Origin of the sequence: Anaerohalosphaera lusitana, from assembly GCF_002007645.1 — a bacterium.
GTDB lineage: Bacteria > Planctomycetota > Phycisphaerae > Sedimentisphaerales > Anaerohalosphaeraceae > Anaerohalosphaera > Anaerohalosphaera lusitana.
In genome coordinates this window covers 4204073-4220737 of the sequence record NZ_CP019791.1, presented here as the reverse complement: position 1 = coordinate 4220737, position 16665 = coordinate 4204073, and the positions used below count along the sequence as shown (strand labels likewise).

14 protein-coding genes and 1 pseudogene are annotated in these 16665 nt (G+C 53.9%); 9 read left to right on the top strand and 6 right to left on the bottom strand.

Annotated features, from left to right (window positions below; all coding sequences use genetic code 11):
- Positions 1-235: 235 nt before the first annotated feature.
- Positions 236-853 (top strand): sugar transferase, encoded by a 618-nt coding sequence (locus tag STSP2_RS17090; protein ID WP_146663923.1) that lies wholly within the window; start codon positions 236-238, stop codon positions 851-853.
- 27 nt (positions 854-880) lie between these two features.
- Positions 881-2023 carry a KamA family radical SAM protein gene (locus tag STSP2_RS17085; protein WP_146663922.1) on the top strand — a complete coding sequence of 381 codons (1143 nt, stop codon included), beginning with the start codon at positions 881-883 and terminating at the stop codon, positions 2021-2023.
- 220 nt (positions 2024-2243) lie between these two features.
- Here STSP2_RS17085 and STSP2_RS17080 read toward each other — a convergent pair whose 3' ends face one another.
- Together STSP2_RS17080 and STSP2_RS17075 are read right to left on the bottom strand one after the other, a co-directional pair.
- The gene (locus tag STSP2_RS17080; protein WP_146663921.1) at positions 2244-2990 is read right to left on the bottom strand and encodes a VanZ family protein; all 747 of its coding nucleotides are present in this window, start codon (positions 2988-2990) and stop codon (positions 2244-2246) included.
- A gap of 389 nt (positions 2991-3379) precedes the next feature.
- Positions 3380-5275, bottom strand: coding sequence for a radical SAM protein (locus STSP2_RS17075; RefSeq protein WP_146663920.1), 1896 nt, complete (start codon positions 5273-5275; stop codon positions 3380-3382).
- Positions 5276-5819: 544 nt separating this feature from the next.
- Between STSP2_RS17075 and STSP2_RS17070 the strand changes: the two genes are divergently transcribed.
- The 6 genes from STSP2_RS17070 to STSP2_RS17045 all read left to right on the top strand — a co-directional run bounded on the left by STSP2_RS17070 (position 5820) and on the right by STSP2_RS17045 (position 13095).
- Positions 5820-7262 carry a sulfatase family protein gene (locus tag STSP2_RS17070; RefSeq protein ID WP_205847942.1) on the top strand — a complete coding sequence of 481 codons (1443 nt, stop codon included), beginning with the start codon at positions 5820-5822 and terminating at the stop codon, positions 7260-7262.
- Positions 7262-8317 (top strand): FAD:protein FMN transferase, encoded by a 1056-nt coding sequence (locus tag STSP2_RS17065; protein WP_146663919.1) that lies wholly within the window; start codon positions 7262-7264, stop codon positions 8315-8317. Before STSP2_RS17070 ends, STSP2_RS17065 begins: the two co-directional genes overlap by 1 nt.
- A 165-nt stretch (positions 8318-8482) precedes the next feature.
- Entirely contained in the window at positions 8483-9559 is a 1077-nt protein-coding gene (locus STSP2_RS17060) for an IS110 family RNA-guided transposase (RefSeq protein WP_146660217.1), read from the top strand.
- Positions 9560-10111: 552 nt separating this feature from the next.
- The gene (locus tag STSP2_RS17055; RefSeq protein WP_146663918.1) at positions 10112-10777 is read left to right on the top strand and encodes a carbohydrate-binding family 9-like protein; all 666 of its coding nucleotides are present in this window, start codon (positions 10112-10114) and stop codon (positions 10775-10777) included.
- Positions 10778-10973: 196 nt separating this feature from the next.
- Positions 10974-12101: a PAS domain-containing sensor histidine kinase gene (locus tag STSP2_RS17050; RefSeq protein ID WP_169853314.1), complete on the top strand. Its 1128-nt coding sequence runs from the start codon at positions 10974-10976 to the stop codon at positions 12099-12101.
- 109 nt (positions 12102-12210) lie between these two features.
- Positions 12211-13095: a fatty acid desaturase family protein gene (locus STSP2_RS17045; RefSeq protein WP_146663916.1), complete on the top strand. Its 885-nt coding sequence runs from the start codon at positions 12211-12213 to the stop codon at positions 13093-13095.
- Between the two features lie 204 nt (positions 13096-13299).
- Here STSP2_RS17045 and STSP2_RS17040 read toward each other — a convergent pair whose 3' ends face one another.
- On the bottom strand, positions 13300-14076 hold the full coding sequence (locus tag STSP2_RS17040) for a type II secretion system protein (RefSeq protein WP_146663915.1): 777 nt from the start codon (positions 14074-14076) through the stop codon (positions 13300-13302).
- A gap of 157 nt (positions 14077-14233) precedes the next feature.
- Here STSP2_RS17040 and STSP2_RS17035 point away from each other — a divergent pair, with 157 nt between their 5' ends.
- Positions 14234-14602 (top strand): VanZ family protein, encoded by a 369-nt coding sequence (locus STSP2_RS17035; protein WP_146663914.1) that lies wholly within the window; start codon positions 14234-14236, stop codon positions 14600-14602.
- A 53-nt stretch (positions 14603-14655) separates the two neighbouring features.
- Here the strand turns inward: STSP2_RS17035 and STSP2_RS17030 are convergent, their stop codons facing one another.
- The 3 genes and pseudogenes from STSP2_RS17030 to STSP2_RS17020 form a co-directional block, all read right to left on the bottom strand.
- Positions 14656-15600, bottom strand: a complete 945-nt coding sequence (locus tag STSP2_RS17030; protein WP_146663913.1) for an SPFH domain-containing protein — start codon at positions 15598-15600, stop codon at positions 14656-14658.
- A 35-nt stretch (positions 15601-15635) separates the two neighbouring features.
- Positions 15636-15845: pseudogene (locus STSP2_RS17025) on the bottom strand (TM2 domain-containing protein); the annotation flags it as partial.
- 51 nt (positions 15846-15896) lie between these two features.
- Positions 15897-16364 (bottom strand): NfeD family protein, encoded by a 468-nt coding sequence (locus tag STSP2_RS17020; protein WP_146663911.1) that lies wholly within the window; start codon positions 16362-16364, stop codon positions 15897-15899.
- Positions 16365-16665: the final 301 nt, after the last annotated feature.

Sequence of the window (16665 nt, the reverse complement as noted above, 5' to 3'; positions counted from 1 at the left end):
AATAATATTATGAATTTACAATATACACTAGATCGGCCGTTTCATTCAAATACTTAATCGCTCTCAACCCTTGCAAAAAACGTTTTTAAGCCCAAAACGGCAATACCCGACATGCGTAATGCTTTTCTTGACATGCTGTGCCCAAACCGGTATACTTAATCGGCTCAGGACCTGTTTGGGCAGGGCCGTTTGCGGGGGACAACTCTGGGATTGACACTGTTAGGAGTGCCCGTAAATGTACTTATTTGTTAAGCGCGCTATGGATATAGTTCTGACCCTGCCGGCAGTTCTGATCGCTTCGCCGGTTTTGCTGGTTCTAATAGTGGCTATAAGGTTGTCCAGTAAAGGCCCTGCTGTCTTCAAGCAGGAGCGAGCAGGCAAAAACGGCAAACCCTTTACGATATACAAGTTCAGGACCATGAGACTTGACGCCGATCCCTACGGGCCAAGCCCCAAATCGGGTCGCGACCCGAGACTGACCGGCATCGGCATATTTTTGCGGGAACACTCGCTGGACGAACTGCCCCAGTTGATCAACGTACTGAAGGGCGATATGACACTGGTCGGGCCTCGGCCTTTGTACGTTTCGCAGATGGAAGAATGGAACGAAACACAGAAGCGTCGCCTGCTCGTAAAACCGGGACTGACAGGTTTGGCCCAGGTCAGCGGCAGGGGAGGGCTGACCCGCGAGCAGAAACTCGCTCTGGACGTCGAATATGTGGACAATGCCTGTCTCTCATTGGACCTCAGGCTGATAATGGCCACCTTCAAGCAGGTCCTCGGCAGACAGAACATATACGAAAAACGATACTCGGAAACAGAACAAACCAGGAACGCAGACAACGAAGAATGATGGTTTCACAGCAAGGAAAGGAAATAGATGGATAGGAAAGTGAAATACTACAACGACCTGAGCCGGATCCCCCAGCTCAGCGACGCAGAAAAGGCCGACCTCCAAGCAGTCGCCGATAAATTCGTATTCCGCACTAATTCATATTATCTCTCGCTGATCGACTGGGACGACCCAGCCGACCCGATCCGCCGTATGATCATCCCCCAGAACTCCGAACTAGAGCAGTGGGGCGATCTCGACCCTTCCAACGAAGCCGCATACAAGATCATGCCCGGCCTGGAACATAAATACGACTCAACCGCACTAATCCTTGTCAGCGAAGCCTGCGACAGCATTTGCCGGTACTGTTTCCGCAAGCGCGTATTCATGGACGCAAGCGACGACCGCATCGACAACGTTGACGAGATGCTCGACTATATTCGCACTCATACCGAGATATCGAACGTGCTGCTCACAGGCGGCGATCCGCTGACACTGTCCACCGAGAAGCTCGAAATGATCATTGCCGAGCTGCGCAAGATCGAACACATCCGCATCATCCGCATCGGCTCCAAGCTCCCCGTCTTCAATCCCTACCGCATCATCGATGATCCATCACTCGCGAAGATGGTCGAAAAGTACAGCCTGCCCGACCGCAAGATCTATGTCATGACCCATTTCATGCACCCCAACGAACTGACCGAAACAGCCGTTAAAGGCTTGAACATACTCCAGAACGCCGGCGCAATCGTAAACAACCAGTGTCCCGTCCTGCGAGGCGTCAATGACAACCCCGCTGTGCTAGCCGAACTCTGGCGTGAACTCTCCTTCGCGGGCGTGATACCATATTATGCCTTCCAGTGTCGTCCCGCCCTCGGCAACCGCGACTTCACGGTCCCGATCGAAGAGGCATACGATATCGTCGAACAGGCAAAGGCACGCGTCTCAGGCCTGGCCAAACGCGTAAGATTCGCCATGTCGCACTCTACCGGCAAGATAGAGATTGCTGCCAAGACCCGTGACTACATACTCTTCAAATACCACCGCGCACAGGACAACACCGACTCCAGCCGCATCCTCGTCTGCAAACGCAACCCCAACGCATGCTGGCTCGATGACTATGAAGAAGTAGTAGAATCCTTCAGACCCGCCGACAAATGCTGGTCACTGAAACCGGAAGAAACCCGCTGATTACTTAAATGCATGGCAATTTTAAGATCGGCGAGCCCATATCCAGCGGACCCAGCAAAACCAAACAAGCCGCCTACAATGCCGAATGAAAAACAAGTGAAGACCCCCGTCAATGGAAGTCTTACAAAAAACGCCGCGAGCCTATAAAGCCGCGGCGTTTTCTTATATTGAAAACTTGATCGCGATCAGTGATAGCTGCTTTTTGCATATGAGCCAAAACCTACGCTGCTGCTTCGCTGATACGTTTCCATTCCTCTCCGCAGTGACACGTCGCGTACGATATTGCGACCACCGCCGCAACCGCGCTGATGCCGGTCACGCAGTCCATCCACCACACATTTTTACCGATCGCCAGCGACCACAGCTCTACGAACGTCCCATAAGCGATGGGCAGGCCCATTCCCGCTGCGAACCACTTCACCGCGTCGCGTCTCAGATCCGTTTTCTGATCGATCCACTGCACCCACACCAGCGTCATGAACGCATATCCCAGAAAATAGAACGCCGAGTTCATCATCTCGCTGTTGCAGACCGTATCGATCCGCGAGAGATTAACCACCGAAAAGAGTATGATCGCGGTCACCCACATCAGGCCCATCCAGAACTCGAACAATGTAAACAGCACCAGTGCCGTCACCGCAGCCGCGACATCGCCCACAAAATCCTGCATCTCCACGCCTCGCCCGACGAACCCCTGCAGCCATTCATCCATCACGCCGTACCATATCACCCCCGCCAGTATCAGCCACGCCTTTGCCCGCCGCCAGTCAACCCGCTTGTTCGGGCTCACCGCCAGCCAGATCAGCGTCACCAGCACAAGGTACGCCAGAAAATGCCACGTCATATCGGCCATCCGTGCCTCACCGACCCAGTTGGGCACCTTGGGCAGATGCGTCGCGATAAATATCGCGGGCCAGTAAAAACCCAACGCCATCAAAACATATTTATGTCTCTTAGCAAGCTTCATATAATACACAAGCTCCGATAAAAACCATTATATCAACCCTATGGGCGGCCTGTTTCGATCTTCCCATCGCGATAAGCGAGGCCGAGGGCGGCCACGTGACGCCTTGTACAAATCGGCGGAAATAGCGGCCTTTGTTCAACGTGAACACAGCATCACCCATATCGGCAAAATCAAGTCCCCACAAAACCACTTTTTCTACACTTTATGCAACATCAAATCCCGCATTTGTTATTCAGGCTTGGATTAGGATCCAGAGGACACATCGCCAGCCTCTTTTTGTTGCGGAATTAACACCGAAACACAGGGACATAACCGCGGCAATATATTGCACATGTGCGCGGCTTGAAATGTTGCCTGTATTCAGATATTACAAAGTAGGAAGGCGTTCATTAGGGTTGGTTGGCTAGTTCCATTGCGCGGTTGTAGTGTTTTTGCAGGTGTTCGCGGGGCGGGCCGCCGAGGTGCTGCCAGGGGAGGATGTCTTCGGGGGTGAATGCGCGTTGGGCGGCGGTATCGAGGTCGAGATTGTGGGCTTTGAATGCGTTTTCCCAGATGAGCGGGGCGAAGGAGTCGGACCAGAGGTCGAAGCGGGCGCCGTTTCGCCAGGCGGTTTCGATGACGTCTGCGAGGCGGCGGTCGGCGCGGCCCATTGCGGATTCGAGTGCGGATGCGTCGATGTCGTGGAACTTGAAGTTGATGTACTTGGCTTTGAGCTCGAACTTTTTGTCGAGGATGAGTTTTTTTGCATCATGGAAGTATTCGCGGGGTTTTTGGGGGAGGTAGCCGAAGGGGGTGTGGGCCTTGGGGACGAACCAGGAGACGGCGGCGTTGATGTTTGCGGTTTTGCCTTCGACCTTGCGGCGGAGGCGTGCGAGGGATTTGCAGAGGTGTACGATTTCTTCGATGTCTTTTTGGGTTTCGCCGGGGAAGCCTACCATGAAGTAGAGTTTGAGTTTTTCGAAGCCTGCGCGGTATGCGGCTTCGACGGCGGCGAAGAGGTCGGCGTCGGTGATGTGTTTGTTGATGATCTTGCGCATGCGGTCGTTGGCTGCTTCGACGGCGATTGTGAGGCCGGACTTTCGGACGGAGGTTACGAGGCGGGGGAGGATCTTTAGCTGCTGCTGGACGCGGAGGCTTGGGACTGAGATGCCTACGCGATGGGGTTCGAAGTATTCGCGGAGCCTGTCGACGAGCTCTTCGAGGTGGGGGTAGTCGGCGGTAGAGAGGCTGAGCAGGGAGACGGTGTCGAAGCCGGTGGCGTGGTAGTTTGCTTTTGCGGCGGCGACGATGGTGTCGACGGAGCGGTGGCGGACGGGATCCTTGCAGAATGAGGCCTGGCAGAAACGGCATGAGCCGGGGCAGCCTCGCATGACCTCGATGGAGACGCGTTCGTGGATGGCCTGGGCGTGGGGGACGATGGGTTTTTGGGGCAGGGGAGCGTTTTCGAAGTCGTCGATTATGGCGTTTTCAATGTGGGGATGTGCAGATAAAGGTGTCTGACCCCTTTTGTTTAAATTAATAGGTGACTGTCCTTTATTTTCGGTTTCGCCATTTTTAGGTGCGTTGGAGGGGGTAAAAGGTGTCTGACCCCTTTTAGTTGTAAGGCCGGTGTATTTGTGATCGGTATAGTTTGGTTCGTAGAGGGAGGGGACGTAGACGTAGTCGAATTTTTGTGCGGCCTGTGTTAGGGTTTCTGCGCGGGGGAGGGATTCGGCTTTTTTGGCGCGGAAGAAGGAGAGTATTTCGGGGACGGTTTTTTCGCCGTCGCCGAGGACGAAGAGGTCGAAGAAGGGGGCGATGGGTTCTGCGATGTTGGCGCCCTGGCCTCCGCCTATGATGATAGGGTGGTCGGCTGTGCGGTCGGCTGCGCGGAGGGGGATACCGGCGAGGTCGAGCATGGTGAGGACGTTGGTGTAGCACAGTTCGGTGGTGAGTGAGAAGCCGAGGATGTCGAAATCGGCGATTGCGGCGCGGGATTCGAGGGAGAAGAGCGGGATGTGTTCTTCTCGGAGGACCTTTTCGGCGTCGAGTGCGGGAGTGAAGACTCGTTCGGCTGCGTAGTCGGGCGTGGCGTTGATCAGTTCGTAGAGAACGGAGAGGCCCGTGTAGGACATGCCTATTTCGTAGGTGTCGGGGAAGCAGAGGCCTACCGTGAGTGCGCAGGCGGCGAGATCTTTTTTGATCTGGTTGACCTCACCGCCGATGTAGCGGGCCGGGCGGCGGACGGCGGGGAGGAAACGGGTTTCGACTTCGTTTGTGAGTATGCGTATATTCTTTTTGTTCATGTTATCGTTATGTCTTGGGGTTTAATTGTGTAACGGCCCCGGCGGGCGACGTAAAGTGGGGTATTATAGCATGAAATAAAGAATTGTTGAATATAATTAGGGCGGAGTTTAGAATGGATTTTTTGCGGACTCTGGAGTGGATGCGGCTGGCGTTGTGTGGAGACTCGTGTGGAGTCGCTTCGCGACGGTTTTTTTATGCTGGGTTCCGGATCGGGGTCCGGGATGACAATCTTAGTCGACGCTGGCGTTGGTTTGGCTGCATGCGTTTTATGGATGTGCAGGTGTTTTTGCTTGCGGATGCGCCTGGCGTTTCGTTCTCTGGACCCCGGATCAAGTCCGGGGTGACAGGGTTGTCGCCGCTCGCGCTGACAGATCGGCGCGTACGAGCCATCGACAATCGTCGGCTTTGAGGTCGCCGCGTCGCCTTCGGCTCCTCGCGATGACAAGAACTGGTTTTGACTGGTAATATCTGATTTATGGTGAGGCCCGGTTCGGGCGGCATTATGCTGCGGCTTTTTATTTACTATGATATTGAGGTGATAAGATGCATATAGGGCGACGGGAATTTTTGAAGGCGGCTGGGGGAGTTGCCGGTTTGTTGATGGCTGGGGCGGTGGATGTTTTTGGTGCTGATAGGGGCAAGAGGCCAAATATTGTGCTTTGTATGGCGGACGATCAGGGCTGGGGTGATATGGAGTATTATGGTCATCCTGAGCTGGAGACGCCTAATTTTAACGAGCTGTCGAAAAACGGTTTGCGGTTTGACCGGTTTTATGCGGCGGCTCCGGTGTGTTCGCCTACGCGTGGCAGTGTCATGACTGGAAGGCATCCGAACCGGTTCGGGTGTTTTAAGTGGGGGTATACGCTTCGGCCGCAGGAGGTGACGATCGCGGAAGTATTGCGTAATTCGGGTTATGTGACGGGGCATTTCGGGAAATGGCATATCGGATCGGTGCGTAGGGGCAGCCAGGTGAATCCGGGGTCGAGCGGGTTTGATGAGTGGGTTTCGTCGCCGAACTTTTTTGACAATGACCCGGTGATGAGTCGGGAGGGGGACGCGGTGCAGATGGAAGGTGAGAGCTCTATGGTGACGGCGGAGGCGGCGATCGATTTTATGCGGAAGTATGCTGGGGGGGGGGAGCCGTTCTTCGCGGTGGTGTGGTTCGGGTCGCCTCATAATCCGCACAGGGGGGCGGAAGAGGATCTGGAGCATTATGCGGATGCGGGGAAGAAGAGTGACTTTTATGCTGAGATAAGCGGGATGGACCGGGCGGTAGGCAGGCTGCGGGATGAGCTGCGGTATATGGGTATCGAAGAAGATACGGTGTTCTGGTACTGCAGTGACAACGGAGGTTTGCCGGGGTATGGTGCGACAGGCGGGAGAGGGCATAAGGGCATGGTTTATGAGGGCGGTTTGCGTGTGCCTGCGGTGCTGGAATGGCCCGGCAAGATCGAGGCGGGGCGGGTGACGGATGTGCCCTGCAATACGGTGGATATTTATCCGACGCTGGTTGATATAGTTGGGGCGAAGGTGGAGAAACAGCCGGTGCTTGACGGCGTGAGCCTGGCAGGAATGATCCGTGGCGAGATGGAAGAGCGAGGTAAGGGGATGGGTTTCTGGGATTATGCGACTGGCGGCAAGCCGGTGTTCAGTGACAGATGGATGAAGAATCTGCTGAAGGTGCAGAGCGGAAGTGCGGAGGGGCTTGAGCTTGAGCATTTGCATGCGGATGCGGGGAAGATCGAAAAGCGGTATTCGAAGGAAAGTTTTGCGGGGCATGCGGCGTGGCTGGTGTGGCCGTGGAAGCTGCATCGGATAGAGAATAAGGAAGGAGCGGTTAAGTTTGAGCTTTATAACCTGGAGCGGGATCCGGGTGAGAAGGAGGATGTATTCGGCGAGAGCGAGGGCAGGGATGAACGGTTCAAGGCTGGTTTGCGGGAATGGCTGGAGTCGGTGGTTGACAGTTTGAACGGGGAGGATTATTGATGGCTGAATCGGGTAAGCGATTTGGTTGGCTGAGTACTTTGGCGGGGGCGGTAGTTGTGATCGCGGCAGCGTTTGGGCTGCGGTTTTTGTTTGCGCCCGGGTTGGTGGATCGGAAGAGCGGATATCGTGAGGTGATGGGGACGTTTGCGCAGGTGGTGGCGGTTGCTGAGGATGGGGCGGTTGCGAAGGAGGCGGTCGAGGCGGGGTGGGATGCTCTGGTGCGGGTGGACGAGCTGATGAGCGGGTATAAGGAGGACAGCGATGTGAGCAGGATCAACCGCGAGGCTGGCGATGGGCCGGTGAAGGTGGATGAGGCGGTTGTGGAGGTGATCGAGGAGGCGGTGAGGTACAGTGAGATGACGGATGGAGCATTCGATGTGACGGTTGGTCCGGAGATAGAGCTGTGGCGAGAGGCGGAGAAAAAGGGCGAGGTGCCGAACGATGAGGAGATCGCGACGGTGCGGGAGCGGGTGGGGTATGAGAAGCTGGAGGTGGATGAGGAGGCGAATACGGTGGAGTTCGCGGTGGAGGGTATGCGAATCGATCTTGGGGGGATCGCGAAGGGGTACGGGATAGATGCGGCGGTGGAGGCGATGAAGGAGGCGGGGGCGGTTGGCGGTATGGTGGATGTGGGCGGGGACATACGTGTGTTCGGTGTGCGGGGAGAGAAGGATGAGGTGGGGGAGTGGAACATCGGGCTGCAGAATCCGGTGGTGGAGAAGGGGGTGCTGGCGGTGCTGAAGCTGCAGGATGCGGCGATCGCGACGAGCGGGGATTACCGGCGGTATGTGGAGATCGGCGGGAAGCGGTACAGCCATATTTTTTCGCCTGCGGAGGGCGGTTCTGCGACGGAGCTGACGAGTGTGACCGTTATCGCGGGGGAAGCGGTTGAGGCGGATGCGCTTGCGACGGCGGTGAGCGTGATGGGGATGGAGAAGGGCTTGCAGCTTGTGGAGGGGCTTGCTGGTGTGGAGGCGATCGTGATGCGGTCGGGGACGGAGGAGCTTGTTTATACGAGCGGTGCGGAGGCGTATGTGGAGCGGGTTGTTGAGTGATGGTACGGTATGCTTGCTTTGTGTGTGCCAGCTTTTTTGTCGCGGTTGAGATAAATTATGAAACCGGAGCCTCCGTGCATTGGTTATAATCGGGTTTGTTGGCCCTACGATTTTCGCGTGGTCGTCTCGTGGACGCCACAATAACCTTATATACAGGAGGCTCCTATGGACAAGTATATCGGATTTGACATCGACAGCAAGAAAACAGTGGCATGCGTGGTTCAAAAAGGCAAAAAAGATTGTTTCTCGACCTTTGAGACGGATCCTGAGAAGATGAAGCAGTTTCTCAAACAGCAAGGCAGCAGGGGTGATCGGCTGCATCTGACCTTCGAGATCAGCGGTCAGGCAGGATATCTGCACGATCAGCTCAGAGGTCATGTCCAGGATGTGACTGTCTCGAATCCGACACGGATGACCTGGATATACCGCACGAGCAAGAAGAACGACCGGATAGATGCCCGCAAGCAGGCGGTTCTGCTCAGCATTGACGAGGTGCCGAAGGTGCATATGCCCAGACTGGAAGTCCGTCAATGGCGAGTGACGATCCAGCACCGCAGGAAGATGGTCAGCAGGGTCTGTCAGGTCAAAAATCGCATACGGGCGATCATAAAGGCCAACGGCTTCAGTCGGCCCGTGGAGTCTGGAAGCTGGTGGAAGTTGGCCAATCGTTTATGGATGCGCGGTCTTGCGTGCTTTGAAGCTGATGCTGAACAGCTTTGGCGGATGAGTCTTGCGGATATGCTTGAGGAATTGAATATGCTAGAGTCGCAGCTCAAGCGGGTTACGAACTACCTTGACAGGTATCTGGCAGGCCAGAGTGGCGGTAAGCTGCTGATGAGTGTGCCTGGTGTTGGGCCACGCACTGCTGAAGCAATTCTGGCTTATACTGACGACATACGCAGGTTCAGACGAACGAAACAGTACTGTGCTTATTTTGGTTTGACGCCTAAGCTTGATGAGAGCGGCTCTACTCGTCGACTCGGGCATATCAGCAAACAGGGTCCCAGCGTTGTCCGCTGGCTGCTGGTTGAAAGTGCCTGGCAGGCTATCAGGAAGAGTCCTGCGCTGAAGGCGTTTTATGAGAAGGTAATGAACGGGCAGAAGGGTCGCGGCAAGATCGCCGCAGTTGCAGTGGCTCGTAAACTGTTGAGTATAATGCGCGCGATGCTGGTCAATGGTGAGCTTTTTAATGAGGAGCTTGTCGGCCGGTCTTGCGGTTTTGATATGAGAAAATCGGCTTAGGATGTATTGAAGGTTGGCGGGATGAATTTAGAGGACCCTGTACGTGGCGATGCGAACCTCTTGGTATCGCGTCTGAGAGAATAGGGCCTCTTTACCGCAGGCAATTTGATGTGCCGTCTTCGTGATGAGCACGAATAGGAGCGTGGGCAGCCAACCCGAAATACGTCCCGCCGTATTTTCCCCTGCGGCCCCATGGCTGTCGTGAAGGGGCACACAGGAGAAAATACTCTGTATGCATGAATGGATACAAAAATGTTTAGAAATGTTTGCGAGAATCTGTTGACAGGCTCCGGTTCATAGGATCGCCACGTCGCTGCGCTCCTCGCGATGACAGAGGTTGATCGATGTGGCTGGCGTTGTGTGGGGACTCGCGTCTTAGTCGCCGCTTGTGTTGGTTTGGCAGTTTGCGTTTTGTGGCGTGCATGTGTTTGTTGGGTGTGGTATATTGATCGTGTGGGGTAAAATGGTGACTGTCCCTATTAAATGGCAGACGATGGAATGATGTGTGGGGGCTTGACGATTTTTGATGGATAGTTTACAGGAGAATTTTTTATGAAGCGGTATGTTGTGAAGAGAGTTAGTGAGAGGCCCGGTTTGTGTGGGGAGTGGGATAAAGGTTTGTGGGGTGGTGTTGAGGCGGCGGAGATCGACAGTTGGCTTGGGGGTGAGGACCGGGATCGGCCTTGTGCGAGGGTGAAGGCGGTTTATGATGAGGGGGCGATATATGTGAATTTTCGGGTGGAGGATAAGTATGTGCGGGCGGTTGCGCGAGGGTATCACGGGCCGGTGTGGGAGGATAGTTGTGTGGAGTTTTTCTTTACGCCTGGCGAGGATGTGAGCGAGGGGTATTTTAATGTGGAGACGAACTGCGGGGGGACAATGCTGTTCAATCGACAGAAGGAGAGGGGCGTTGAGAATGTCGCTGTTGGTGAGGCGGATTGTGATAAGGTGGAGATATACCATTCGCTGGATAAGATCATCGAGCCTGAGATCAAGGAGGAGGTTGTGTGGTCGCTGCAGTATAGGCTGCCCTTTGAGGTGGTCCGAAAGTATGCGCCTTCGTTTGATGAGCCTGGTGAGGGTGTGAAGTGGAGGGCGAATTTTTACAAGTGCGGGGACGAGACGTCGCGGCCGCACTTTATGACATGGAACCCGATCGTTGTCGAAGAGCCTGATTTCCATCGGCCGGAGTTTTTCGGGGAGCTGGTGTTCGGATGAATCGGTGAGATCGTCATTGATAGAAGACACTGCAGGTCCACCGATAAGTCTGGACATGTAAATTGATTGGGTTAGTGTTGTAGTATTGAGAAGTTGTTTTTGCGGCTGCTTCGCTGAAGATGGTTCTTTAATCGGTTTGCGGTTAGATTGCTCGGATAAGGGCTGTTAGCAGGATTATATGCATTCAAGGGAAAAGATGAGAGCGAAAAATACGGCACTTTGGAACGAGCAGGCCGGGCCTATTATGGAGGCATTTTTCAGTCATACGCTGGAGCCGATGGCGATACTGGATGCCGAATTTAATTTTATCCGGGTAAATGACGCCTACGCAAAGATAGCATCGCGGGAGAGTGATGATTTTATCGGGGAGAATCATTTCGATCTGTATCCGCATGAGGAGAATGAGCGGATATTCAGAAGTGTGGTGGATAATAAGAAGCCCTATCTTGCGTTGGCAAAGCCTTTTGAGCATCCCGATCAGCCTGAGCGAGGTACGACTTACTGGAACTGGAAGCTTTTTCCTATTCTGGACTATAAGGGTGCTATTAAGTACCTGGTTTTCACCCTTGAGGACGTCACTGCGGAGACGCGGGCGAAGGAGCGGCTCAAGGAGGCGAATGAAAAACTGGAGAAGCGAGCCAGGCAGCTTCAGAAGATGTCGGCAGCTCTTTCGGCAGCGGAGGATCGGGAGCGTGAGAGGCTGTCCGAGGTGCTGCATGACGATCTGCAGCAACGGCTTGTGGCGGCGAAATTTCAGATAAATATTGCCGCGAGCAGGTCAAATATGAACGAGGATGTTGCTGAGCAGCTCGAGGAGGCGGGCAAGCTGCTGGACGGAGCTATCAAGAAGAGCAGGAACTTATCGCATGAGTTGTGTCCGCCGGTATTGAGTCAGTATGGGCTGGGTGCAGCGTTTGAGTGGCTGGCGGTAGAGATGGGTGATCTATATGATCTTACGCTGGAGGTCATAATCGGTACGGAAGCCGAGCCTGATACAGAGGAAATAAGGTCCTTTGCATTTAAGAGTGTGAGGGAGCTGGTTTTCAACGCGGTGAAACATGCAGGAGTTGATCGGGTCAGGGTCAACATGCAAAGAAGCGGGGAGCAAATACAGATCATCGTGAGCGATGAGGGGAAGGGTTTCGATGTTGATTCGGTACTGGGAGGTGCGAACAAGGGATTTGGGCTTTTGAGTATGCGGGAACGGCTGGATGTGCTTGGGGGGTCACTGCTGATCAAGAGCAGTGCCGGTGAGGGCAGCGAGTTTGTTATATGTTTGCCTGGCGAAGAGAGCAATGAGACCGAACGGGAGGCGGTTTCTTAGAAGCTTTTAATCTTATCGCATGGAAAGTCAAGATTTAAGCTGGTTTGTGCCGGTTGAAAATTCGTATAATAGGGGTTGAGAGTACTGTTTGTTATTATGGGGGTGTCTGATGGAACGCTACATCAGTGATGAGGAACTGCGGAGGCAGGCATGGAAGTACTGGGTTGTGGTTCTGGCGTGGCCCGTTTATCTTTTCTGCATACCTGCTGTGTTCGATGCGTTCGGCTGGTGGGCGGTTTTGCTGATGGTTTGGTCTGGAGCGTGGCTGTATACGTGGATCGGTTGTCTGATGCATGAATGCTGGCACAAGTATGTGCCTAACGTGCCGAACGAGGGGCTATACAAGGTTTATTCGTGGATGCTTGGGACGGATCCGCAGAATTACAGGCTGGTGCACGGGTTTCATCACAGCAAGGTGAACAGTTGGGAGGATACGGAGTTTCATCCGGTGGGAGAGGTGCGGGAGGGCTGGCGACGGCGGATGTATAATGCGGCGGAGATATTGCTGGGGGTGATATGGACCTTCGGGTTGTTGACGGCGGTGCTGGGGTTTCATGAGCGGTATCGGGAGAAGTGGCGGTTGAGGAGCCTGCTGGTGAGTCTTGCGGCGGTTACGGTGTTTTACGGTGGGATCGGTACGGCGGCGGTGTTTGTGTGGGGTGTTGCGGTGTGGCAGGCGGTGGTCGCGATCGGGCTTAGTTTCTGGCTTGGTGCGTTCTGGGTGCATCAGGATCAGCTTGTGCAGCATGGGGGGCTGATCGTTGAGGGAGACGTGAAGGAGCGGAACATAAGGAGTAGGAACCTTCGGCGGGAGACGGTGTGGGAGAAGGCGTTTTTGTTTATGGTGCACGGGGATTGTCGGGAACATGTTCTGCATCATACGAACGTTCGGGAGCATTCGCGGGTGTTCGCGGATCGGATGCCGCTGCCCGAGGGGGCGGTTGTGATCACGCTGGGCGATTACGGCAGGGTGCTTTGGGGGATGGTGCGGTAGGGCAATTGCGGCGTGCATGTGTTTGAAGATCGTGGTTTAGTTGGTCGGGAGGTCTTGCAGGTTGAAACGGGTGGCTGTCCCTATTTATACATGCTGGGGCACGGTTTGGGAGTGTTGGCATGATGATCTTTGAGCCCGTTTCATGGTCTGGTTTTGCGCATGAAAAAGCCCCGCGTGTTGCAGGGCTTTGGGTTGGTTTGAGGATTAATTGTCCCATTTCATGAAGCTTAGGTCCTTGTTTTCTTCGCGTTCGAAGTCTCGGTTCCATCTGAATTGCCAGAGTTCTTCGGCGTCGGCTTTGATGGCGCTTCCATCTGCCATAGTCATGTTAATGCCGTCGCCGTGGCGTTTCATAACGAAGCATGAGATGGTTGACCAGTTGTTATAGTTATAGAATTCCTCTTCAGTTGTCGCGGAGGTTCGAAGTGGCTGGTTGTTGTCCGGCCATGCATTGTTCCAGCGTGCATCCATGAGCACGGGTACAGTATTTGCACGGGGCATATTCGCTCGCCCCCATGCCTTGGAGCTGCCAGCGCGTTTTCTAATATATGAATTTTCACCGTAGCTGCCTGCACCGATGTCGTCGTCTTCCAACCAGTTGGCTTCTCCGGCGTTTACTTTCCAGGCCTGGAGCGTGCTTCCGAAAAAGCTACCTTGCTGAACACCTGTAGGGTTGGACTGTGAGATTTTCTTTGCGGAAGGGCAGAAACGCATTTCGTCGATGTCGGAGTAATAGTCCTTAAGGTCATACATGAAGGTAGTATTGGTGGTCTCGGGGGTGAATTCGGGGAAGCTGCCGTCGTGGTCGTTGGTGAAGAGTTGGTAGCAGAGGCCCCATTGCTTTACACGGGACATGCCAACTACAGCTCTGGCTTTTTCTTTTACCATGGACAGTGCCGGCATCATGATGGCGAGGAGGAGGGCGATGATTGAGATGACTACGAGTAGTTCGATGAGGGTGAAGGCTTTTTTATGATTCATGGGTCTTCCGTTAGTTTGAGTAACACTCTTTAAAACACATAGATTTGAGCATATTTTAATTTATATCATTGTGGATTCCAAGAAAAAAGTATGGTGTTTGCGAATTGACAATAAATGGTTTATTATTCTTAACTCGGTGTTTCTTTGAGGTTAGCAAATGGTCAAAGTTGGTCGATGGGTTATTTTTGTTTTTGTGATTACAGTGGTATTTACGCTGACGCATATTCCGCAGGTGAATATGCCTTCTGACCTGGGTGTGGGGAATTTTGACAAAATTCTGCATGCTGGGGCTTATGGGGTTCTCGCATTTGTGGGTATATGGGCGGTCGGTTTTGGGCGCGGCTGGCGAGGGTATGTCGGGCTTGCCATGATGCTGGCGGGACTGGGTGTGGTTGACGAGTTGACGCAGCCGTGGGTTGGGCGGACCTGCGGGGTCGATGACTGGGCGGCGAATGTTGTGGGGATCGTTGTGGTGCTTGGGGTTGTCCGGGTTGCAGGCGGTTGGGGGCGCGGTAAGGAGAAATAAAGCGTCCCCAGCGGGTGGCTGAGGACGCTTTTTGATATGCAGGTTTGGGGTGGTTATTTTGTGGGTGTTTTCTGTTGGCTGAGGGCCATTTTTGCGGATTTTATTACGCTTGCAATGTCTGAGAGGTCCGTGGGGATGATCATGGAGTTGTTTGTCTTGGCGAGTTTGCCGAATTCGTCGAGGTATTGTTCGGCGATGCGGAGGTCGACAGCCTGTGAGCCGCCTTCTTCGATGATAGCTGCTGCGATGCGTTTGATGCCGAGCGAGGTGGCTTCGGCGACCTTTTCGATCTCGGCGGCTCGGCCTTCGGCTTCGTTGATGCGTTTTTGCTTTTCACCCTCGGACTGGGCGATGAGCTGCTGTTTTTCACCTTCGGCGCGGTTGATGCGGGACTGGCGTTCACCTTCGGACTCGGCGATCATTGCGCGTTTTTCACGTTCGGCACGCATCTGTTTTTCCATGGCGTCCTTGATGGACTGCGGCGGGACGATGTTCTTTACTTCGTAGCGAGTGACCTTTACGCCCCAGGGGTCGGAGGCCTTGTCGACGGCTTCGACGATGACGCTGTTAATGTTGTCGCGTTCTTCGAAGGTTTTGTCGAGGTCGAGCTTGCCGATGACGCTACGCATTGTGGTCTGGGCGAGCTGGCTGGCGGCGAAGAGGTAGTTGTCGATACCATAGGAGGCTCGTTTTGCGTCGACGACCTGCATATAGAGGATGCCGTCGACTTCGACTGCGATATTGTCGCGGGTGATGCAGGTCTGCGGCGGGACGTCCACGGCCTGTTCCTTGAGGGTGTGTTTATAAGCCACTTTGTCGATGAAGGGAACGAGGATGTGGAAGCCCGCTTCTAGGGTTTTGGAGTATTTGCCAAGGCTTTCTATGATGTAGGCGGATTTCTGGGGTACGATGCGGATGGTCTTGAAGAAGGCGATGGCGGCGATGACGATGACTACGATGAGGATGACGGCAACGGGGCCAATTACTGCTGATAACATTTGGTGGTCTCCTTATAACGGTATATTTGTGATTGTCAGTTGCCGAGTGGGATCGGGTTGCCCTGAGCGTCGGTGAACTTGCCTGTGATGATCATGATGAGGTCGATAAGTGCCCATATCCCGAGGCCGCCGCCAGTCAAGATGAAGAGAATGGCTGTGCCGATCTTACCGACGTAGAATCTGTGTGCGCCGAGAAAGCCTACCAGCAATAGAAGCAATAAACATACTACGCCGCTTTTTTCTGTTTCGTTTGACATCTTCACTCCTTGAAAAGAATTAAGATTGATTAATATGGCTTATTGGTCGAGTTTTTTGACTTTGAGTGTGAGGTTGTCTTTGCTGATTATCTCGGCGGGTTCGCCTGGTGCGAGGGGGTCGTCGGAAGTTGCGTTCCATTCTGTTCCGCGGAACTCGACGCGGCCTGTGCCGTTGGCGGGGATCGCTGACCTGACGGTGACTCGCTGGCCGACGAATTCATCGAGGTCCTGTTTGCCGGACTGGACGGAGCGGATGTGGCCGTGGAAGATATTTTTGAGGTAGCGGCGAAGAGCGAGCAGAGATGTTATGCTGGCGATAAGGAAGATGATGAGCTGGGCGTCAAGGCCCGCGGAATCCCAGAAGAGGCAGACGAGTGCAACGATCCATGCTCCGATCGCAAAGAAAAACAGAATCAGGCCCGGGACGGCGAACTCCATGAGCAGGAGGACGAGGCCGACGAGGCACCAGATTATTTCGGGTTTGAGGAAATCTTTTAGCGTATCCATTTGTGAACCTTTCTGTTCGGAAAAACGATGCGGCACTGAAAATATCAGATTTTTGTCGGGTTGTCATGCATTTTCCGGAGCTGTGAGAGGTTGTTGTCCTGTTTTTAGTTAATTTTGCTGACTGTATAGACGCAGTTTGGTGGGGGATGTTACAGGGTTTTTGAAAAATTCGTCATTGGGGGCTGTTTGGTTGAGTGCCGCTATTTATGCAGTTGACATGGGCGGGTGGGATGTTATACTGCTTGTCAAACTTGGTTTGTTATATAAAACTGGCTGTGTGTGGTGGTTTTTTGAGAGCATA